19 protein-coding genes and 5 tRNA genes are annotated in these 20,773 nt (G+C 63.9%); 21 read left to right on the top strand and 3 right to left on the bottom strand.

The window, feature by feature from the left end:
• Window positions 1-2: 2 nt before the first annotated feature.
• Together prfA and hemA are read right to left on the bottom strand one after the other, a co-directional pair.
• Complete coding sequence (gene prfA / locus ACVOMC_RS03200; protein WP_481522819.1) at window positions 3-1,088, bottom strand: peptide chain release factor 1; 1,086 nt, start codon at window positions 1,086-1,088, stop codon at window positions 3-5.
• Complete coding sequence (gene hemA, locus ACVOMC_RS03205; RefSeq protein ID WP_481522820.1) at window positions 1,066-2,349, bottom strand: glutamyl-tRNA reductase; 1,284 nt, start codon at window positions 2,347-2,349, stop codon at window positions 1,066-1,068. The genes prfA and hemA overlap by 23 nt, the downstream gene beginning before the upstream one ends.
• A gap of 67 nt (window positions 2,350-2,416) precedes the next feature.
• Between hemA and ACVOMC_RS03210 the strand changes: the two genes are divergently transcribed.
• The 8 genes from ACVOMC_RS03210 (at window position 2,417) to ychF (ending at window position 9,284) form a co-directional block, all read left to right on the top strand.
• Window positions 2,417-4,102, top strand: a complete 1,686-nt coding sequence (locus tag ACVOMC_RS03210; protein ID WP_481522821.1) for a tetratricopeptide repeat protein — start codon at window positions 2,417-2,419, stop codon at window positions 4,100-4,102.
• Complete coding sequence (gene lolB / locus ACVOMC_RS03215) at window positions 4,099-4,758, top strand: lipoprotein insertase outer membrane protein LolB (protein WP_481522822.1); 660 nt, start codon at window positions 4,099-4,101, stop codon at window positions 4,756-4,758. Before ACVOMC_RS03210 ends, lolB begins: the two co-directional genes overlap by 4 nt.
• The gene (gene ispE, locus ACVOMC_RS03220) at window positions 4,755-5,633 is read left to right on the top strand and encodes a 4-(cytidine 5'-diphospho)-2-C-methyl-D-erythritol kinase (RefSeq protein ID WP_481522823.1); all 879 of its coding nucleotides are present in this window, start codon (window positions 4,755-4,757) and stop codon (window positions 5,631-5,633) included. Before lolB ends, ispE begins: the two co-directional genes overlap by 4 nt.
• A 3-nt stretch (window positions 5,634-5,636) precedes the next feature.
• A tRNA-Gln gene (locus ACVOMC_RS03225) sits at window positions 5,637-5,713 on the top strand.
• 106 nt (window positions 5,714-5,819) lie between these two features.
• Window positions 5,820-6,779, top strand: coding sequence for a ribose-phosphate diphosphokinase (locus ACVOMC_RS03230; protein ID WP_054658190.1), 960 nt, complete (start codon window positions 5,820-5,822; stop codon window positions 6,777-6,779).
• Window positions 6,780-6,884: 105 nt separating this feature from the next.
• Window positions 6,885-7,490 carry a 50S ribosomal protein L25/general stress protein Ctc gene (locus tag ACVOMC_RS03235; RefSeq protein WP_054658192.1) on the top strand — a complete coding sequence of 202 codons (606 nt, stop codon included), beginning with the start codon at window positions 6,885-6,887 and terminating at the stop codon, window positions 7,488-7,490.
• A gap of 50 nt (window positions 7,491-7,540) precedes the next feature.
• A complete protein-coding gene (pth, locus tag ACVOMC_RS03240) occupies window positions 7,541-8,122 on the top strand; it encodes an aminoacyl-tRNA hydrolase (protein ID WP_057506574.1) in 582 nt (193 codons plus the stop codon).
• A 70-nt stretch (window positions 8,123-8,192) separates the two neighbouring features.
• The gene (gene ychF, locus ACVOMC_RS03245) at window positions 8,193-9,284 is read left to right on the top strand and encodes a redox-regulated ATPase YchF (RefSeq protein WP_481522824.1); all 1,092 of its coding nucleotides are present in this window, start codon (window positions 8,193-8,195) and stop codon (window positions 9,282-9,284) included.
• A 570-nt stretch (window positions 9,285-9,854) separates the two neighbouring features.
• On the opposite strand, the gene ACVOMC_RS03250 is transcribed toward ychF, so the two are convergent.
• Window positions 9,855-12,644, bottom strand: a complete 2,790-nt coding sequence (locus tag ACVOMC_RS03250; protein WP_481522825.1) for a TonB-dependent receptor plug domain-containing protein — start codon at window positions 12,642-12,644, stop codon at window positions 9,855-9,857.
• Window positions 12,645-12,828: 184 nt separating this feature from the next.
• Between ACVOMC_RS03250 and ACVOMC_RS03255 the strand changes: the two genes are divergently transcribed.
• The 13 genes from ACVOMC_RS03255 to rplL all read left to right on the top strand — a co-directional run bounded on the left by ACVOMC_RS03255 (window position 12,829) and on the right by rplL (window position 20,645).
• Complete coding sequence (locus tag ACVOMC_RS03255; protein WP_481522826.1) at window positions 12,829-13,851, top strand: cyanophycinase; 1,023 nt, start codon at window positions 12,829-12,831, stop codon at window positions 13,849-13,851.
• A gap of 213 nt (window positions 13,852-14,064) precedes the next feature.
• The gene (locus ACVOMC_RS03260) at window positions 14,065-15,084 is read left to right on the top strand and encodes an isoaspartyl peptidase/L-asparaginase family protein (RefSeq protein WP_057506577.1); all 1,020 of its coding nucleotides are present in this window, start codon (window positions 14,065-14,067) and stop codon (window positions 15,082-15,084) included.
• Between the two features lie 137 nt (window positions 15,085-15,221).
• Window positions 15,222-15,307 (top strand) — tRNA-Tyr (locus ACVOMC_RS03265).
• Window positions 15,308-15,334: 27 nt separating this feature from the next.
• Window positions 15,335-15,408 (top strand) — tRNA-Gly (locus tag ACVOMC_RS03270).
• A 37-nt stretch (window positions 15,409-15,445) separates the two neighbouring features.
• Window positions 15,446-15,521: transfer RNA gene (locus ACVOMC_RS03275), tRNA-Thr, on the top strand.
• Between the two features lie 46 nt (window positions 15,522-15,567).
• On the top strand, window positions 15,568-16,758 hold the full coding sequence (tuf, locus tag ACVOMC_RS03280; protein ID WP_481522827.1) for an elongation factor Tu: 1,191 nt from the start codon (window positions 15,568-15,570) through the stop codon (window positions 16,756-16,758).
• A gap of 105 nt (window positions 16,759-16,863) precedes the next feature.
• Window positions 16,864-16,939: transfer RNA gene (locus ACVOMC_RS03285), tRNA-Trp, on the top strand.
• A gap of 50 nt (window positions 16,940-16,989) precedes the next feature.
• The gene (gene secE / locus ACVOMC_RS03290) at window positions 16,990-17,397 is read left to right on the top strand and encodes a preprotein translocase subunit SecE (protein WP_481522828.1); all 408 of its coding nucleotides are present in this window, start codon (window positions 16,990-16,992) and stop codon (window positions 17,395-17,397) included.
• 10 nt (window positions 17,398-17,407) lie between these two features.
• The gene (nusG, locus tag ACVOMC_RS03295) at window positions 17,408-17,968 is read left to right on the top strand and encodes a transcription termination/antitermination protein NusG (protein WP_054657545.1); all 561 of its coding nucleotides are present in this window, start codon (window positions 17,408-17,410) and stop codon (window positions 17,966-17,968) included.
• 196 nt (window positions 17,969-18,164) lie between these two features.
• The gene (rplK, locus tag ACVOMC_RS03300; RefSeq protein ID WP_054657543.1) at window positions 18,165-18,593 is read left to right on the top strand and encodes a 50S ribosomal protein L11; all 429 of its coding nucleotides are present in this window, start codon (window positions 18,165-18,167) and stop codon (window positions 18,591-18,593) included.
• A 4-nt stretch (window positions 18,594-18,597) separates the two neighbouring features.
• Entirely contained in the window at window positions 18,598-19,296 is a 699-nt protein-coding gene (gene rplA, locus ACVOMC_RS03305; RefSeq protein ID WP_054657540.1) for a 50S ribosomal protein L1, read from the top strand.
• Window positions 19,297-19,682: 386 nt separating this feature from the next.
• The gene (gene rplJ / locus ACVOMC_RS03310) at window positions 19,683-20,216 is read left to right on the top strand and encodes a 50S ribosomal protein L10 (protein WP_057506325.1); all 534 of its coding nucleotides are present in this window, start codon (window positions 19,683-19,685) and stop codon (window positions 20,214-20,216) included.
• 63 nt (window positions 20,217-20,279) lie between these two features.
• Window positions 20,280-20,645: a 50S ribosomal protein L7/L12 gene (gene rplL, locus ACVOMC_RS03315; RefSeq protein WP_054657537.1), complete on the top strand. Its 366-nt coding sequence runs from the start codon at window positions 20,280-20,282 to the stop codon at window positions 20,643-20,645.
• Window positions 20,646-20,773: the final 128 nt, after the last annotated feature.

Raw genomic sequence — 20,773 nt, forward strand, 5'->3', positions numbered from 1 at the left:
CGTCAGCTGCCCTCGGCCAGTCGCGCCAGTTCGTCGACCTGGTGCTCGTGCTGCAGGCGGCCGACCAGCGCGTCCAGGTCGCCTTCGATAATGTTGGGCAGGTCGTACAGGGTCAGGCCCTCGACGCGGTGGTCGGTGATGCGGCCCTGCGGGAAGTTGTAGGTGCGGATGCGCTGGCTGCGGTCGCCGCTGCCGACCTGCAGGCGCCGGGATTCGGCCTGCGCCGCGGCCTGCTTGCTGCGCTCGGCATCGAGCAGCTGCGCCTTGAGCCGCTTCATCGCCTTGTCGCGGTTGGCGTGCTGGCTGCGCTCGGTCTGGCATTCGACCACCACGCCGCTGGGCACGTGGGTGATGCGGATCGCCGATTCGGTCTTGTTGACGTGCTGGCCACCGGCACCGGAAGAGCGGAACGTGTCCACCCGCAGATCGGCCGGGTTGATGACGACGTCTTCGACGTCATCGGTCTCGGGAATGATCGCCACGGTGGCAGCCGAGGTGTGGATGCGGCCCTGCGATTCGGTGGCCGGCACCCGCTGCACGCGATGGGTGCCGGATTCGAATTTCAGGCGCGAGTACGCGCCACGGCCGACCACGCGCGCCACCACTTCCTTGTAGCCGCCATGCTCGCCGGGATTGTCCGACTCGATCTCCACCTTCCAGCCCTGGCGCTCGGCGTAGCGGGCGTACATGCGGAACAGGTCGCCGGCGAAGATCGCCGCCTCGTCGCCGCCGGTGCCGGCGCGCACTTCCAGGAACAGGTTGCCGTCGTCGCGCGGATCGCGTGGCACCAGCAACAGCGCCAGTTCCTCGTCCAGCCGCTGCAGGCGCGCCTGCGCGCCGGCGATCTCCTCCTCGGCCAGCTCGCGCAGTTCCGGGTCGGCGCGCATCGCTTCGGCCGCGGCCAGGTCGGCCTTGGCCCGCGCTTCCTCGGCCAGCGCGGTGGCGACCGGTTCGAGCTGGGAGAATTCGCGGGAGAAGTTGCGGAAGCGCTCGTTGTCGGCGACCACGTCCGGTTCGGACAGCAGGCGTTCGAGTTCTTCACGGCGCTCGGCCAGTGCCAGCAGCTTACGGCGCAGGGTCGGCGTCATCGGTCCTCGCAACAGGGTGTTGATACCCGGGGGTGGCCGGGAACAGGCGCTCGGCGGCGCGGGTGAGTTCGGTGTCGCCTTCCAGCGCGGCCTGGCGCAGCGCGGCGGTGGGCGGATGCAGCAGGCGATTGGTCAGGCTGTGGGCGAGCTGGTCGAGCACGTCCTCGGCCGGCTTGCCATGGGCCAGCTGCTGCCGGGCCTTGGCCAGCAGTTCGGCACGGGTGGCCTCGCCGAACGCGCGCAACTGCCGGATCGGCGCCTGCAGGTGTGCCGCGCGCAGGCTTTCCTGGTAACGGCTGACCTGCAGGTCGATGATGGCTTCGGCTTCGGCCGCGGCTTCACGGCGTCCGCGGCGGTTTTCCTCCACCGCACGCTCCATGTCGTCCACCGTGTACAGGTAGGCATCGGACAGGCTGCCTACTTCGGCTTCGATATCGCGCGGCACCGCCAGGTCGAACAGCAGCATCGGCTTGTGCCGGCGTGAGCGCAGCGCGGTGGCGACATGGCGGTGCAGGATCACCGGTTCGCGCGCGGCGGTGGCGGAGAACACCACGTCGGCCTCGCCCAGATGCCGCTCCAGTTCGCCCAGCGGCAAGGCCACGCCACCGTGACGGGTAGCCAGATCCTGGGCGTGGGCCAGCGTCCGGTTGGCGATCAGCAGCCGCTTCACCTTGGCCTCGCTCAGGTGCTTGGCCGCCAGCTCGATGGTTTCGCCGGCACCCACCAGCAGCACGCTGGATTCGTCCATCCGCGCGAAAGAGTCCTGCGCCAGCCGTACCGCGGTGGATGCCACCGAGACCGGGTTGGCGCCGATCCGGGTGTCGGTGCGGGCACGCTTGGCGACCGAGAACGTCTGCTGGAACAGGCGATCGAGCTGCTGGCCGATCGCACCGCTGTCGCGGGCCAGTGCCCAGGCATCCTTCACCTGTCCCAGGATCTGCGGCTCGCCCAGCACCATCGAATCCAGTCCGGTGGCCACGCGGAACAGGTGACGCACCGCCTCGCCATCGCAGTGCTGGTACAGGTAGCCCTGCAGATCACCGGCGTGGGATTGCAGCCAGTGGGCCAGCGCCTGGCTGTCCTCCGCCACCGCGTACAGCTCGGTGCGGTTGCAGGTGGACAGCAGCACGGCCTCGGACAGCTCCGCCGATTGCCGCAGCGATTCCAGTGCACGGGGCAGGGCGTCGCCGCCGAAGGCCGCGCGTTCGCGCAGTTCCACCGGCGCGGTCTGGTGATTCAGTCCGAGCACCCACAGGGTCATTCGTTCAGTTGCTTGCGATAAGCTGCTGGCCATTCAAGGCCGCCATTTTACGGCCCGGTCGCGCCAGATGCCCGTACTCAATCGCATATGCACCGTTCTGTTGCTCTGTTTGCCGGTATTTCCGCTGTCGGCGGCCCCGCCGCAGGCCGCCTGGGCCAAGGAATCAGCCGATCACAGTGCCTCGCTGACGCCGGTATTGGCCGGCGAGTTTTCGCTCCAGGCCGGCAAGCTGGCCGATGCCGCGCGCTGGTACCTGCAGGCCGCGCAAGAAGGCAAGGATGATGCGGGGCTGGCCGAACGGGCCACGCGCATCGCGATGCTGGCCGACGATGACACCCGCGCCGCCGAAGCGCTGGCGCTGTGGGCGCGGCGGGATCCAGGTTCGCTGGCGGTGCATGGCACCCGTGCCTCGCTGGCCATGCGCAAGGGCGATACACGACTGGCGCGCAAAGAGCTGCTGACAGTCCTGCGCGCGCCAGAGCCACGGAGCTGGCGCTATGCGCTGCTGGCGCTGGCCACTGGCGGGCGTGATCCGGCGGTGCCGGCGCAGGTGCTGGGAGCGCTGGTCGATGCCGGCGCGATTCCCGATGACCTGGAGGCCTGGCAGGAATTCGGCCGTCTGGCGCTGCGAATGGAGCGGCCCGAGCTGGCCCGGCGCATGGTCGGGGAAGTGGTCAGGCGTTTCCCGGACGAGCCGCGGGTGACCTTGCTGCATGCCTCCCAGCTCAACCAGGCCGGCAAAAAGGATGAGGCGCTGGCGCTGCTCAAAGGCGTCGAGCCCAAGGCCGTGGGAGACGAGGAGCTGCGCAACGCGCTGGCCTTCGCCTACGACGCGTTCGGCGCGCCGGCGGCGGCAGAGCGTGTGCTGTCGATCGGTGAACAGAACCTGCAGACCTGGGGCATGCGCGCCTCGCTGCTGGCCAAGCAGAAGGACGATGCGGCGCTGCTGGCGCTGTATCGGGACATCTCGGCCAAGGCCAGCAAGCCCGATCCCGAGCAGCGCCTGCTGCTGGGCAAGATCGCCGAGTACCTCAAGCGCTACCCGGAAGCCGTGGACTGGTATCACGGTGTTCCCGGCGGGCCGCAGCGTGGCGAGGCCCGCCTGCGGGCGGTGAATGCGCTGCACGAGCTGGGCGAAAAGAAACAGGCCACCCAGGAGGTGCGTGCAATCCAGGGCGATGCCGCGGTCGATGACGAGGTGCGCCGCGACGCCTACCTGTTGGAGGCCGAGCTGCGGCTGCGCGATGACGATGCGCGTGGCGAGCTGGATGTGCTGGCGCGCGGGCTGGCGGCCTACCCGGATGACAACGCCCTGCTGTATGCCCGGGCGCTGGCGTGGGAACGCAATGACGACGTGCCGCGTGCCGAGGCCGATCTGCGCAAGATCCTGGTCACCGAGCCGGAAAACGTGGCCGCGCTCAATGCGCTGGGCTACACCCTGGCCGATCGCACCAGCCGTTACCAGGAAGCGCTGGAGCTGATCGACCGCGCCCGCGTCGCCGAGCCGGACAATGCTGCCATCGTCGACAGCTACGGCTGGGTGCTCTACCGGCTCGGGCGCAACGAGGAGGCGCTGGTGCAGCTGCGCCGCGCCTGGACCTTGAACAAGGACCCGGAAATTGCCGCCCACGTGGGCGAAGTGCTGTGGGTGCTGGGCCAGAAGGAGGAAGCCCGGCGCTTCTTCGAGGAGGCCCGCAAGCTGGATCCGGACAACCGCGCGCTGCAGCGTGCGACTGAGAAGTTGGGTGCATGAATACGTTGATGTGGCGGATACCGCTGGTTTTGGTTACGGCTGCGGCGCTGGGCGCCTGTGGTTCGGTCGGAACGAAACAGAAAGCGCCGTTGGCCGCCGAGGTGGCGCAGGTGTCGGCCGCGGCGCAGGCCGCCGAGCAGGCGCGGCAGGCCGCCGTGCGCGCGCAGTCGCAATGGTCCTTCCAGGGACGCGTGGCGATCAGCAAAGGCAAGAATGGCGGCAACGGCCGCATCGACTGGCAGCAGCAGGCACAGGACTACCGCATCAGCCTGGCTGCGCCGGTCACCCGCCAGAGCTGGCAGCTCAGCGGCGGTCCCGGTCAGCCGGCGCGGCTGGACGGCCTGGAGGGTGGCCCGCGCGCCGGTGACGATGCCGGTCTGGTGCTGCTGCAGGCCACCGGCTGGGAAATCCCGGTCGCCCAGCTGCCCGACTGGGTGCGGGGTCTGTCGGCGCAGGATGCGGTGGCCCCCGATCATTTGGGGTTCGATGCCGAAGGCCGGCCGCGGGTGTTGCGCCAGCAGGGCTGGCAGGTCGACTACCTGGACTGGTACCCGGCCGAAGCCGGGCGCCCGTCGCTTCCGCGGCGGATCGAGGCGGTCAATGGCGATGCCAAGGTGCGCCTGATCGTCGATGAATGGGGAATGGGCACTCCATGAACACGGTTGTCGATGGCCCGTGCTGGTCGTACTGGCCGGCGCCGGCCAAGCTGAATCTGTTTCTGCATATCACCGGCCGCCGGGCCGATGGCTACCACGAACTGCAGAGCGTGTTCCGTCTGCTGGACTGGGGTGACCGGATCGGCCTGCGTGTGCGTGAAGACGGTCAGATCCATCGCGAGGGACCGTCTGTTCCCGGCGTGGCCGAGGCCGACGACCTGGTGGTGCGCGCGGCGCTGGCGTTGCAGAAGGCGTCCGCCAGCACGCTGGGGGCCGATATCCGGGTCGAAAAGCACATTCCGGCCGGCGGCGGGTTCGGTGGCGGTTCCTCCGATGCGGCCACCGTCCTGGTGGCGTTGAACCTGCTCTGGGATACCGGCTTGGATGAAGACGCGCTGGCCGCGCTGGCGCTGGGACTGGGCGCGGATGTGCCGGTGTTCGTGCGCGGGCGCAACGCCTGGGCCGAAGGGGTGGGCGAAAAGCTCACGCCGCTGACCCTGCCGCAGGCGTGGTATGTGCTGGTGGATCCGGGTGTCCATGTGCCCACGGCTGAACTTTTCCGTTCACCGGATTTGACGCGGGATGCCACACCCGTGAAAATAGCCGACTTCGCTTCCGGGACCGTCCTCGGAAATGCGTTCGAGCCGGTGCTGCGGCGTCGGGAACCTGCCATCGAGGCGGTATTCCAGGCATTGGCAGGCATTGGTCGGGCACGGCTCACGGGGTCGGGAAGCGGTTGTTTCGTCGAATTCGCCACATGCGCTGCCGCAGAGCAGGCCCTGGCGGAATTGCCGAAGGAGCTGCGGGCATGGGTGGCTGCGGGTGTTGATCACTCGCCACTGCTCGATGCGCTGGAGACGACAGGAATTGTTTGATGCAGGGGCGTCGCCAAGAGGCCCAAGGCACCAGGTTTTGATCCTGGCATTCGTAGGTTCGAATCCTACCGCCCCTGCCACTCTTTCCTACGGCTGTAAGCGCAATGGAGTGCGCGACACGCAACACGCGCCACTTCTGCACCCCTGATGTCTTTTCGCTACTCGCCCCCGCCCGAGAGAGCTGTCATGCAAGAGTCCCCGAACCTGCTGGTCTTTTCCGGCAATGCCAACCGCCATCTTGCGCAGAGCATCTGCAAGGAACTGGGGGTGAGGCCCGGCAAGGCGCTCGTGTCCAAGTTCTCCGACGGCGAAGTGCAGGTCGAGATCCAGGAAAACGTGCGCAAGCAGGACGTGTTCGTGGTGCAGTCCACGGGCGCGCCCAGCGCGGAAAACCTGATGGAACTGCTGGTGATCATCGACGCGCTCAAGCGCGCGAGTGCCTCGTCCGTCACCGCGGTGGTGCCGTACTTCGGCTACGCCCGCCAGGATCGCCGCATGCGTTCCTCGCGCGTGCCGATCACCGCCAAGGTCGCGGCCAAGATGTTCTCGGCGGTCAATACCGACCAGATCCTCACCGTCGACCTGCATGCCGACCAGATCCAGGGCTTTTTCGACATGCCGGTGGACAATGTCTACGCCTCGCCGCTGCTGCTGGCCGACATCTGGCGCGCCTACGGCACCGACAACCTGATCGTGGTCAGTCCGGACGTGGGTGGCGTGGTGCGCGCCCGTGCCGTGGCCAAGCGCCTGGATGATGCCGACCTGGCCATCATCGACAAGCGTCGTCCGCGTGCCAACGTCGCCACGGTGATGAACATCATCGGTGACGTCGAGGGCAAGACCTGCGTGATGGTCGACGACATCGTCGACACTGCGGGCACCCTCTGTGCCGCCGCTGCTGCCCTCAAGGCGCGTGGCGCGCTGAAGGTGGCCGCGTACTGCACCCACGCCGTGCTCTCGGGCCCGGCCGTGGACAACCTGAACAACTCGCAGCTCGACGAGCTGGTGGTGACCGATACGATTCCGCTGTCCGAAGCGGCGCGCGTCTGTCCCAAGATCCGCCAGATCAGCGTGGCCGAAATGCTGGCCGAGACGATGCGCCGCATCGCCTTCGGTGAGTCGGTCAGCTCGATGTACGTGGATTGATGAATCCGGTTCCCGGCCTGCCGGGGACCACAACAGACTCTTCTGGTCGCGGAAGAGTCTTTACGCAGCGCCGCGAGGCGGTGCATCAACCAAGAGTAGTCAACAATGGCAAAGTCTCACGAAATCAAAGTCGTCCGTCGTGACGTGCAAGGTCAGGGTGCGAGCCGCCGCCTGCGTCATGCCGGCGTGGTGCCGGGCATCATCTACGGTGGTGATCGCGAACCCGCAATGGTCCAGTTCAACCACAACGAAATCTGGCTGGCCCAGTTCAACGACTGGTTCTACTCGTCGATCATCGACCTGAACCTGGACGGCACCATCCACAAGGTGCTGCTGCGTGACATGCAGCGTCACCCGTACAAGCAGCTGATCATGCACCTGGATTTCCAGCGCGTGAGCGACAACGAAGTGCTGCACGCCTCGGTGCCGCTGACCTTCATCAACGAAGACACCTCGCCGGCTGGCAAGTCCTCCGACGTGCTGGTGACCCACGAGCTGAAGGAAGTCAGCGTGGCTTGCCTGCCGAAGGATCTGCCGCAGTCGATCGTGGTCGACCTGGGCGAGCTGAAGGCCGGCGACGTGATCTACCTGTCGAACCTGAAGCTGCCGGCCGGTGTGGAAATTCCGGCCCTGAAGCTGGGCAAGGGTCACGACGATGCGGTTGTCATCGCCAAGACCGCGGGTGCCGAAGAGGCTCCGGCCGCCGAGTAATCGGCCAGACAGTGCCCGCCTTCCGGGGCGGGCACTGCGGTGCGTCTGACATGACAGGATTGCGACTGATCGTCGGTCTGGGAAACCCCGGACCCGAACACGCCCGGACCCGGCACAATGCCGGGTTTCATTTCGTTGAGGCCCTGGCGGAGCGGCAGGGTGTGCGCTGGACGCTGGAGAGCAAGCTGTTCGGCGAAGTGGCCAAGGTCGATATTGGCGGTCAGCCTGTGTGGCTGCTCAAGCCGGCGACCTTCATGAATCTCTCCGGCAAGTCGATCACCGCCGCGCAGCGGTTCTGGAAGATCGAGCCGGAACAGACCCTGGTTGCACACGACGAACTGGACATGCCGCCCGGCGTGGCGCGGCTCAAGTTCGACGGTGGCCACGGCGGCCAGAATGGCCTGCGTGACACCATCCGCTTGCTCGGGCATGGCAAGTTCCATCGCTTGCGTCTGGGTATCGGCCATCCCGGTCACAAGGACCGCGTGGTGGGCTGGGTGCTGAACCGTCCGTCGCCGCAGGACGCGGTGCTGATGGAGCAGGCCATCGATGCGGCCATCGACGTGCTGCCGCTGGCGGTGGCGGGTGATTTCAATGAGGCCATGAAGCGGTTGCACACCGCACGGCCATGATTGCGGCTTGTGCTTTCGCGGCTTGATGTTGGCGAGAGTGCAAACCGGAATCTCGAATCGTGGAGTAAGCATGGGTATCAAATGTGGCATCGTCGGTCTGCCCAACGTCGGCAAGTCGACCCTGTTCAATGCGTTGACCAAGGCGGGCATCGCCGCGGCCAACTTCCCGTTCTGCACGATCGAGCCGAACACCGGCGTCGTTCCGGTGCCCGATCCGCGTCTGGAAGCGCTGGCGGCGATCGTCAAGCCGGAGCGGGTGATTCCGACGACCATGGAGTTCGTCGATATCGCCGGCCTGGTCGCCGGTGCCTCCAAGGGTGAGGGCCTGGGCAACAAGTTCCTGGCGCACATCCGCGAGACCGATGCGATCGCCCACGTGGTTCGCTGCTTCGAGGATGGCAATGTCATCCACGTCGCCAACAAGGTCGACCCGATCGCCGATATCGAAACCATCGATACCGAGCTGGCGCTGGCTGACCTGGAATCGGTGCTGAAGGCGCTGGACCGTGCCACCCGTGCGGCCAAGGCCAATGACAAGGAGGCGCTGGCCCGCAAGCCGGTGCTGGAAAAGCTGTCCGCCGTGCTCGACCAGGGTCGTTCGGCGCGTTCGGCCGGTCTGGATGCCGAGGAGAAGGCGCTGATCCGTGACATGTTCCTGATCACCCTCAAGCCGCTGATGTACATCGCCAACGTCGCCGAGGATGGCTTCGAGAACAATCCGCACCTGGATGCGGTGCGTGCGCGTGCCGCAGCCGAAGGTGCCGAAGTGGTACCGGTGTGCGCGGCCATCGAAGAGGAAATGGCGCAGCTGGATGATGCCGATCGCGACGAGTTCCTCAAGGATCTCGGCCTGGACGAGCCGGGCCTGAACCGGGTGATCCGCGCCGGCTACAAGCTGCTGGGTCTGCAGACCTATTTCACCGCGGGTGTGAAGGAAGTGCGCGCGTGGCAGCTGCGTGCCGGTTCCACCGCGCCGCAGGCCGCCGGCGTGATCCATACCGACTTCGAGCGTGGCTTCATCCGCGCCGAAACCATCGCCTACGACGACTTCATCAACCTCAAGGGTGAGCAGGGCGCCAAGGAAGCCGGCCGCCTGCGGCTGGAAGGCAAGGACTACATCGTCAAGGAAGGCGACGTGCTGCACTTCCGCTTCAACGTCTGATCCCACCGGCGTTGCCGCACCAACAAGGCCCCGCACTGCGGGGCCTTGTTGTATCTGTGGTTTGTTGCATGGTCAATATTTCGCCACGTTTTTGAAACCCTTGCGGTGCAAGGCCTGCGCACGGTTGTCCACAGCCTTCTCCATCCATTGCGCACAGCGCTTGTGGAGAACCGCCGGCTTGGAGTGACGTAAGCCATGAGGCGGGCATGCTTGAAGCGCGGTGCACTTATGCAACCTGACAATGCACTTGCTTCGCGTCTCCCGCCGCTCTTGCAAGGCGGGCTGTACGGCGTGCGGCGCGATGTACTGGCGAAAAATTCACCACGCTTTTGAAAGCATTGCAGCGCAAGGCCTGTGCACAGTTGTCCACAGTCTTCTCCATCCATTGCACACAGCGGCTGTGGAGAAATGCCGGCGCCGTCAGGTCCGGATCTTCCCGTGGCCCGTGTGCGCTGCGCTTACCCGGGCGACCCGTGCTACTGGTGGATTGCAGGCACTTTGCAGCGTGCGTAAAACAACAAGGCCCGCTATTGACGGGCCTTGTTGGTACTACATACATGCAGACAGGCCCTACAGCGCCTTGCCGCCCAGCTTCCAGGTGAGCTGCAGGTAGTAGCTGCGGCCCATGCTGTCGAACCATGAGGTGTCGTAGTAGGGATAGTTCGACCAGGTCGGATCCTTCGGCGGCATCTTGTCAAACAGGTTGTTGACCGACACCGAGACACGCAGGTGGTCGGTGACGTCGTAGCGTGCACCGGCATTGAAGCGCCAGGTGGCTTCGGTCCAGGCATCGTTGTCGTAGTTGGCGACCTTGCCCAGGTAGTTGCCGAACAGGCTGGCACCCCAGGCGCCCTTGTCCCAGCTGACGCCGATATTCGACTTCACCCGCGGCAACGTGGTGGCGCTGAAGCTCACATCGAGCATGTCTTCCTTCGGATCGCCCGGGAACTGCTGGCGGGTGTGGCGATGGGTCCAGTTGTATTGGCCGGTGATGCTGAAATCACCGGCATTCGCGGTCTGCAGACGGTAATTGGCAGCCACGTCGATGCCCGAGGTTTCCTCGTTGGCGATGTTGATCGGGCCGAAGCGCACGCTGGTGATGTTGCCATCACCGTCGCGGATCACCCGTGCCAACGCGTCCACGCAGGTCGGCGAGTTGATGTCCACGGCGGCGCCGCTGTCGGTGCTGCCCAGGCGGCAGTTGGCTTCGGTGATGCGCAGCAGCTCGCGGTCCTGCGTCTGCACCTGGTTCTCGATCCGGATCTTGTAGTAATCCACCGCCAGATCGAAATTGGCCACCGGCGACCAGACAAAACCGGCCGAGAACGACTTGCTGGTCTCCTCGTCCAGGTTCATGTTGCCGCTGTAGACATCGAACGTGCTGCCGTCATAGCTGCCGTCGCGATAACAGTAGCCATCGGTGACCCCCGGCTCGGCGGTGCGGCACTGGAAGTAGTCGGTGGCGAAGCGGGTGCGGTAATAGTCGTTTCCGGCAAACAGGTAGTGCATGTCCGGCGCGCGGAAGCCGGTGCCATAGGAGCTGCGCAACAGCAGCGTATCCAGCGGGCGCCATTCCAGGCCGGCGCTGTAGGTGAACTTGCCCGGGTTCTTGCTGCCGTAGCTGTAACGGTCATAGCGGCCGGCAACGCTGGCCTGCAGGGTGGAGGCGATTGGCAGGCGCAGTTCGCCGGCGGCACTCCAATGATCACGGTCGCCGCTGCCATCACCATAGCGCGGGCCGTAGTACGCGTCTTCGGTGAGTGCAAGTGGGTCGGGATTGATCTTGTAGGACTGCTCGCCGTATTCCACTGCACCAGCGAAACCGACGTCACCTGCAGGCAGCGAGAACAGCGACGCGGTATCGACGGTGAAGCTGAGGTTGTCGTTCTTGGCTTCCGGGCGGAAGGTGGACATCGCCGCGATCGAGGCAAACTCGGCGGTGGTCAGTGGTGTGAACAGGCGCGTCGGATCCGGGGTGTAGATCGCGATGCCGTCATCGTCATAGCCCTGCAGCTCGCCCAGGAACAGTCGGTTGGCTGCCGCCGCCTTGATGCGCGGCATCTTGACGTCAGCCTTGTACTGGGAGTGGTTGTAGGCGGCCTCCCAGTTCCATTCCTCGGCGAACATGCCCTTGAGGCCGGTAGTCACCGCGAACGTCTTCTGGGTGGTGGTATTCATGCGGTTTCGCAGGCCGCCAACCTCCTCCGGGGTGAACTGGCGCGCCCAGTTTTCGTACCGCTCGGTGGTGGCGTTGTAGAAGATCTTGTTGCGGTAGTTGTTGGTCGAGTTCGGGTCGTGGAACTCCCAGCCCATATGGTCGCTGGCGACATCGTTGCCGTTGGTACCAGTCAGCAGCTTGACCTTCTGCCGGCCCAGCTGGACATCGGCAAACCATGACAGGGCGTCATTGAAGCGGTACTCGAACGAGCCGTAGGCGTTGAAACCTTTGCGCTCGTTCTGGATGGTGCGATAGGCAATGGCGCGTTCGCTGCCGCAATACGGGCCGTAGTCGTTCTCGGCGAGCACGGTGGTGCCGCCATTGAGGCCGGCCATCGCGGCGCAGCCGTCATCCGGCGCGATGTTTTCATCGTCGTCCCAGTTCTGCAGCTGGGCGATCAGGCGTGGCAGGCGACGCTCTTCAGCCGGCGAATCCAGCGTTGAGTCCTGCACGTTGCGGTCGGTGCCCCACAGTGGGTGCTTGTTGATCAGTTCAACGCCGACGATGCCGCTGAACTTGTCCTGCTCAAAGCCGGTAGTGATCGTCAAATTACGCGAGGAGCCACCGCCGCGGCTGGTATCGCCGAAGCGGTAGTCGAAGGTGGTTCCATCCGTGGATTTCTTCAGGATGAAGTTGATGACGCCGGCCATGGCATCGGAGCCATACACCGCCGAGGCACTGCCGGTAAGCACTTCGATACGGTCGATCATCCCCAGCGGAATGTTGCCGATGTCGGTGAAGTTGCTCTTGCCATTGAGCGGCAACGGAAAATCGGCGGTGCGGCGGCCGTTGATCAGTACCAGCGTGTGGTTGGGGCCAAGGCCGCGCAGGTCGACTGCTTGCGCGCCGGGCGTGGACTGCGCGCCGGTGGTGTTCTGCTGGCCCTGGACACTGCCGCTGTTCTGGCTGAGTGAGCGCAGTACATCCGGGACGGAAGTGAAGCCGGCCGATTTGATCTGTTCGGCGGTCACCACGGTTACCGGGGCCGGCCCCTCCACCTGGGCGCGGGGAATGCGTGAGCCGGTGACCTGGATGGTATCCAGTTGCTGGGGCTGGCCTTGCGAGGTGGATTGCGCCAGAGCGGGGGCGGCCATGGACAGCAAGGCCAGTTGGATTGAACACACCATTGCGTGCTTACGCATGACTCAGCTCTCTGATGAAAAGTGTTCTGGAAAATGTCCTTGCCACGCTCGGTAATGCCGGGCGCCCCGGTCAGGAAAATGTGAATGGGGTGACCCATCTAACACCTTTTTTACATTGTTGACCACTGCCTGAAAGTCTGGCATTAGGGGTGTAAGCGATTACATGTGCGGCGCGGAGGGCGGTATGGGGCGCAAGGTTTTGTGGCTGGGAAGGTTGGCGCTGATGGCCCTGGCATTCGTAGGGGCGGGGATGGCTGCCGCCGAGGAAAACCGAGGTCTCTCGCAGCCCGGATACCGGTACTACGAAGTCGGTGATCTGGATACACCGCGCCCGGGTGAAACGCAGGCGGCGATGATGCTGATGGGGGGCGGCGATTGGGTGCCGGAGGCGTTCCAGTGGTGGGTTGAGCGCGCCGGCAATGGGCGCGTGGTGATCCTGCGCGCATCCGGTGGCGATGAGCTGCAGAAGGAGCTCTATTACGACATCGGTGGTGTCACCGCAGTACAGACGCTGGTTTTCGACAGCCGCAAGGCCGCGGATGATCCGGCGGTACTGCGGGTGGTCCGTGGCGCCGATGCGATTTTCATCGCCGGCGGAGACCAGTCGCGCTACATCCGTTTCTGGAAGGGTACCGGGCTCAATGAGGTGCTAAATGCCCATGTGCGCGCCGGCAAGCCGATTGGCGGAACCAGTGCCGGGCTGGCAATCCTGGGCGGGTATGCCTATGGCGCCCTGGATGGGGGGAGCGTCAATTCACCGGCCGCGCTGAGCGATCCGATGGGGAGCGAAGTCACCATGGACAAAGACTTCCTAGCCATGCCGTATCTGTCCAACGTGGTGACCGACACGCATTTTGCCAAACGTGATCGTCTGGGCCGCTTGATCGCATTTGTCGCACGCGCCGCCCAGGATCGGGGTCAGGGCGACATCGTCGGTATCGGGGTGGATGAGGACACGGCGCTGTGTGTCGAGGCGGATGGGCGTGGGCGCGTCTATTCGCTGGATGACGGCTATGCGTGGCTGGTCATGCCGCGCCACACCGCAGATCGCCTCAGCGATGGCGAACCGCTTGAGTTCAGTTCGATTCCGGTGACCGGTGTGGGTACCGGTAGCCGCCTGTATCTGGATGGATTCACCGTTGACGATGCCGCATTCACCGCGATGGCCAGTGTTGTGGATGGCGAGCTTGAATTGCAGCCCGACTGAGCTTCGGGGTGTCTGCGTCAAAAAGGGGCTTCGGCCCCTTTTTCTTTTCCGGGCCCGGCCGGGATTGCTGCGTTTCGTGGGCGGTGCCATGCCGGTACCGCCTGTCTGGATCCGGCTCCATTCGAATACCGAGGGAGCGGGGCATCCTGGCGGTGTCTGTTCAGACCCGGCGCGGCGTGACTAGAATCGGGCTCTACCTTGGAGTGACGACACATGAAGCTGACTTCTGCAGTACTGCTGGGCCTGGCAACGCTGTCCTGTGGGGCGGCTGCGGCCGCTGCGCCATCACCTTTGCTGGTGATCCATGGTGGCGCGGGTGTCGAACGCAAGGACTTCAGTGCCGAAGAAGAGCGCGCGGCGCGCGCGGCGCTCACCGAAGCGTTGCGCAAGGGGCATGAGGCGTTGATGGCGGGCAAGCCGGCACTGGATGCGGTGACCGCCGCCATCACCGTGCTGGAGGACGATCCGACCTTCAACGCGGGCCGCGGTGCGGTATTCACTCACGATGGCAAGAACGAGCTGGACAGCTCGCTGATGGATGGCGCCACGCTGCGCGCCGGTGCGGTGGCCGGGGTGCACACGGTCAAGAACCCAATCCTGTTGGCGCGTGCGGTGATGGAGCATTCCCCGCACGTGATGATGGTGGGCGAGGGTGCGGAGATGTTTGCCGCCGAGCAAAAGATCGAACAGGTCGATCCGTCCTACTTCCGCACCGAGAAGCGCTGGCAGCAGCTACAGCGGGCACTGAAGGAAGAGGTTGCCGGGCAGCCGCACGCGGATCTGGAAACCGCCAAACATTTCGGCACCGTGGGCGCGGTGGCGCTGGATCGCGAGGGCCGACTGGCAGCCGGGACCTCGACCGGAGGCATGACCAACAAGCGCTACGGCCGGGTAGGGGATTCGCCAATCATCGGTGCAGGCACCTACGCCAATGCGCAGTGTGCCGTGTCCGGCACCGGCTGGGGCGAGTACTACATCCGCCTGGCGGTAGCGCATGAGATCTGCGCGCGCCTGCAGTACTTGCAGGAGACCCCGGCGCAGGCCGGGCAGGAAGTCATCGTCAAGCGCGTGCCGGAGCTCGGTGGGGATGGTGGCGCCATCGTGTTGTCCGCAGATGGGAAGGCGTCGACCCCGTTCAATACCGAAGGCATGTATCGCGGCTGGATCGGAATGGATGGCGTGCCGCATGTCGCCATCTTTGCGGACGAAAAGCTTAAGATGCCCGGCGAATGATCGGTACGCCGCTGCAGTCAGAAATATTTTCATCGAATGTGAAGATTTCTGTTGACAGGGTCGGCGCTCATCACCAAAATAGCGGGCTCACCCACCCCTGACCGGTAAGGCCAAGGTCCTAGACAAGGGAGTGGTGCGGAGGGATACCCAAGCGGCCAACGGGGGCAGACTGTAAATCTGCTGGCTTACGCCTTCGGTGGTTCGAATCCACCTCCCTCCACCAGTTTTACGTTATGCATGTGTTCCCGGTGCGGGAGTAGTTCAACGGTAGAACCTCAGCCTTCCAAGCTGATGGTGCGGGTTCGATTCCCGTCTCCCGCTCCATTGAACGAAATTGAAAACATGTCATAATAGACAACTCGCTCACGTAGCTCAGTCGGTAGAGCACCTCCTTGGTAAGGAGGAGGTCGAAGGTTCGATTCCTTTCGTGAGCACCATCTTACTGACGTAACACTTTCATCTGATTACCGAGAAGAAGCAGCCATGGCCAAGGGTAAGTTTGAGCGCACCAAACCGCACGTCAACGTCGGCACCATCGGCCACGTCGACCATGGTAAGACCACGCTGACCGCTGCGCTGACCAAGATTGGCGCTGAGCGCTTCGGTGGCGAATTCCACGCATACGACGCGATCGACAAGGCGCCGGAAGAGAAGGCTCGCGGTATCACGATTTCGACTTCGCACGTTGAATACGAATCCGCCACCCGTCACTACGCCCATGTGGATTGCCCGGGTCACGCCGACTACGTCAAGAACATGATCACCGGTGCAGCCCAGATGGATGGCGCGATCCTGGTGTGCTCGGCCGCTGACGGTCCGATGCCGCAGACCCGCGAGCACATCCTGCTGTCGCGTCAGGTCGGCGTGCCGTACATCGTCGTGTTCCTGAACAAGGCCGACATGGTGGACGACGCCGAGCTGCTGGAACTGGTCGAAATGGAAGTGCGCGAGCTGCTGTCCAAGTACGACTTCCCGGGCGATGACACCCCGATCGTGTCCGGTTCGGCCCGTCTGGCGCTGGAAGGCGACCAGTCCGAGATTGGCGTGCCGGCCATCCTGAAGCTGGTCGATGCGCTGGACAGCTGGATCCCGACCCCGGAGCGTGACGTCGACAAGCCGTTCCTGATGCCGGTGGAAGACGTGTTCTCGATCTCGGGCCGCGGCACCGTGGTGACCGGTCGTATCGAGCGTGGCGTGATCAAGGTGGGTGAGGAAATCGAGATCGTCGGTATCCGTCCGACCGTCAAGACCACCGTCACCGGCGTGGAAATGTTCCGCAAGCTGCTGGACCAGGGTCAGGCAGGTGACAACGCCGGTCTGCTGCTGCGTGGCACCAAGCGTGATGACGTCGAGCGTGGCCAGGTGCTGGCCAAGCCGGGTTCGATCACCCCGCACACCCAGTTCGAAGCCGAAGTGTACGTGCTGTCGAAGGACGAGGGTGGCCGTCATACCCCGTTCTTCAAGGGCTACCGTCCGCAGTTCTACTTCCGTACCACCGACATCACCGGCGCTTGCGAGCTGCCGGAAGGTGTCGAGATGGTGATGCCGGGTGACAACGTGAAGATGTCCGTCACCCTGATCAACCCGGTGGCCATGGACGAAGGTCTGCGCTTCGCGATTCGCGAGGGCGGCCGTACCGTCGGCGCCGGCGTGGTCTCCAAGATCACCAAGTAATACCTCTGCAGTATCCAGCGGCACAACTGCTGGTTACGCGAATGGCGGGCCGGGAACCCCGGTCCGCCTTCGCCGTCTAAGGGACGTGTAAACAGGCCAAGTCATACGCCAGTAGCTCAATTGGCAGAGCAGCGGTCTCCAAAACCGCAGGTTGGGGGTTCGAGTCCCTCCTGGCGTGCCACTTGCCCCACTCTATCCAGTGACCTTGGTCGCACCAGCAGCAAGAGTCGGATGAATAGCAAGATCGAGCACTCCAAGAGCACCGCATCGGGTGTTGATATCGCCAAGTACGTCGGGGCTGCGTTGTTGGCTCTGGCGGGTCTGTTCTTCTGGTTCTGGTTCTCTTCGCCCGAGCAGGCGGCCCGGTTGGGTGCGTGGTCGGGTCAGTTGCGTGTGCTGGCGGTCGTCGTCGGGCTGGTGGCAGGTGTTGCCGTGTTCATGATGACCGGTAAGGGGCATCAGGTTCGCGAATTTCTTTCCGAATCCCGTTTCGAGCTGCGCAAGGTTGTGTGGCCGACCCGCCAGGAGGCCATCCGCATGACGTGGGTGGTAATTTTGGTGGTGATCGTGCTGAGCCTGCTGCTGGGTGGTTTTGATTTCGTGATCCAGAAACTGACCCAGTGGTTCTTTGGGCGTTGAGGAGAAAACAGTGAAACGTTGGTACGTCGTCCACGCCTATTCAGGTTTTGAGAAGTCGGTTGCGCAGGCGTTGCGTGATCGCATTGTGCGTGACGAGATGCAGGAGCGTTTCGGTGATGTGCTGGTTCCCACCGAAGAGGTGGTCGAGATGCGCTCCGGTCAGAAGCGCCGTTCCGAGCGCAAGTTCTTCCCCGGGTACGTGCTGGTTCAGATCGAGACCCATGAAGAGGCCGGTATTCCGCGTATCGACAACGAAAGCTGGCATCTGGTGAAGGAAACTCCGAAGGTCATGGGTTTTATCGGTGGCACTGCCGATCGCCCGTTGCCGATTCGCGACGAGGAGGCGGCTGCCATCTTGGATCGTGTCCAGGAAGGTGTGGAGAAGCCGCGTCCGAAGGTGCTGTTTGAGCCAGGTCAGATGGTCCGTGTCATCGAGGGGCCGTTCAATGACTTCAATGGCGTCGTCGAGGAAGTCAATTACGAAAAGAGTCGCCTGCGTGTTGCGGTGCTCATTTTCGGTCGTTCCACGCCGGTGGAGCTGGAGTTCGGTCAGGTCGAAAAGGCCTCTTGATCGATAGGCATTCGCCCATTCAGGCGATTGGCGTAAAAGTTGCTATAATTTTCGGCTCTTTCCTCGGAAAGGTGCGATCAAGGGCTGCCGAGAGGTGGCCTTTGGTGTGATTTCAAAACGCGAAAGCCGGGACGCGTGATTCCCGGTCCGATGGGGAGCCTGTTGTCGAAAGGCGCTAGCACCCGGAGAAAAACTCATGGCTAAGAAAGTAATTGGCTACATCAAGCTGCAGGTGAAGGCCGGTCAGGCCAACCCCTCGCCGCCGGTCGGCCCGGCGCTGGGTCAGCGCGGTCTGAACATCATGGAATTCTGCAAGGCGTTCAATGCCGCCACGCAGAAGCTGGAACCGGGTCTGCCGGTGCCGGTGATCATCACGGCCTATTCGGACCGTACCTTCACCTTCATCACCAAGAGCACCCCGGCCACCGTGCTGCTCAAGAAGGCTGCCGGCATCACCTCGGGCTCGAAGAAGCCCAACACCGACAAGGTGGGCAAGGTCACGCGCGCGCAGCTGGAAGAAATCTGCAAGGCGAAGGAGCCGGATCTGACGGCTGCTGACCTGGACGCCGCCGTGCGTACGATCGCGGGCTCCGCCCGTTCCATGGGCCTGGTGGTAGAGGGTTAATCTGATGGCACAGACCAAGCGTGAGAAGGCCATCAAGGCCGCCGTCGTTCCGGGCAAGGCATACGCCTTCGAAGAAGCGATCAACATCCTGAAGACCGCCACCAAGGCCAAGTTCGTCGAGTCCATCGACGTTGCTGTGCGTCTGGGCGTGGATGCGAAGAAGTCCGACCAGCAGGTGCGCGGTTCGACCGTGCTGCCGGCCGGTACCGGCAAGTCGGTCCGTGTGGCCGTGTTTGCTCCGGCCGGTGCCAAGGCGGATGAAGCCCTGGCCGCTGGCGCCGAAGCCGTCGGTATGGACGATCTGGCCGAGAAGATGCAGGCCGGCGATCTGAACTATGACGTGGTCATCGCCACCCCGGACGCGATGCGCGTCGTGGGTAAGCTGGGCACCGTGCTGGGCCCGCGCGGCCTGATGCCGAACCCGAAGGTCGGTACCGTGTCGGCCAACCCGGGCGAAGCGGTGAAGAATGCCAAGTCGGGTCAGGTGCGTTACCGCACCGACAAGGCCGGCATCATCCACTGCACCATCGGCAAGGCCAGCTTCGACAACGCCGCACTGCAGTCGAACCTGCAGGCGCTGCTGGTCGATCTGATCAAGGCCAAGCCGGCCACCTCGAAGGGCACCTACCTGCAGAAGGTTTCGGTGAGCTCGACGATGGGCCCGGGCGTGACGGTTGATCAGTCCTCGCTGACCCTGAAGTAATCGTTTCAAGCGGGTGCGGTGCCTATGGGCGCCGCATCCGTCATTTTGAAGGCGTTGCCCGGGTCCGCCCGGGTGATAGCCGTCAAAGACCGCAGGCGCGGTCAGCGCATACCGGCGACGGGCACGGAAGCTCGATCTGGCAAGGAGTCGCCGCCGGCATAGCGGGAGCGCTTAATCGATTCGTTCTGAATCACCCTGCGTAGATGGTGCCGCCTTTCTGGAATTTTTCTGGTTCACGCACGTCTGGGGTAACCCAGGTTCGCCCACTCCAGCTCTAGAACGGCCACCACCGGAGCGTCACCCCGATGCTCCCGGCGTCCAGGATGGAAGCCGCCCAGGACCGCACACGGCAGGAGCCGTAAGCGGAGTTCAATAGGAGGAGTGCAATGGCTCTCAATCTGTCCCAGAAGCAAGAAGTAGTCGCCGAGCTGGCAGACGTCGCCGCCAAGGCCCACTCCTTGATCGCAGCCGAATACGCTGGCACCACGGTCGCCCAGATGACCGCTATGCGCAAGCAGGCGCGTGAAACCGGTGTTTTCTTGAAAGTTGTCAAGAACACGCTGGCCGCACGTGCCGTTGAAGGCACCGATTTCGCATGCGCCCAGGACCAGCTGGTTGGTCCGCTGCTGTATGCGTTTTCGCTCGAGGAGCCCGGCGCAGCCGGTCGCCTGATCAAGGATGCCGCCAAGGGCAATGACAAGCTGAAGGCGAAAGTCGTGGCAATCGGCGGGGAACTGTTCCCGGCTGGCCACGTTGACGTGCTGGCATCGCTGCCGACCCGTGATCAGGCCCTGGCCATGCTGGCCCGCGTCCTGACCGAGCCGGTCACCATGTTCGCGCGCGCCGTCAAGGCTGTCGGTGAAAAGCAGGAAGGTGGCGCAGCTGCAGAAGCTGCCGAGCCGGCTGCTGAAACCGCCTAAGTTCGACGTCCCCGTGGTTCCGTACGGAACCTCAATCCAGAATATTTTCAAAAGGTAATCAAAATGTCCCTTACCAACGATCAGATCGTCGACGCAATCGCCGAAAAGTCCCTGATGGAAGTGATGGAGCTGGTCAAGGCCATCGAAGAGAAGTTCGGCGTTTCCGCCGCTGCTCCGGTTGCCGTTGCCGCTGCCGGCCCGGCTGCTGTGGTTGAAGAGCAGACCGAATTCAACGTCATCCTGAAGGATGCCGGCGCCAAGAAGGTCGAAGTGATTAAGGCCGTTCGTGCCATCACCGGCCTGGGCCTGAAGGAAGCGAAGGATCTGGCCGAAGCCGGTGGCGTCGTGAAGGAAGGCGCTTCGAAGGAAGACGCCGAGAAGTTCAAGAAGGATCTGGAAGCCGCCGGTGCTACCGTCGAGCTGAAGTAATCAGTTCTTGCATCGTCATCGATTCACGGCGATGCAGCCAAGGCTGGGGACGTAAGTCCCCGGCCTTTGGTCGTTTCAAACCGCAAGTGGATTGCGGATACGGTACCTGGCGCGCGGTTGGTGACGAT

The organism is Stenotrophomonas sp. STEN014 (assembly GCF_056760315.1).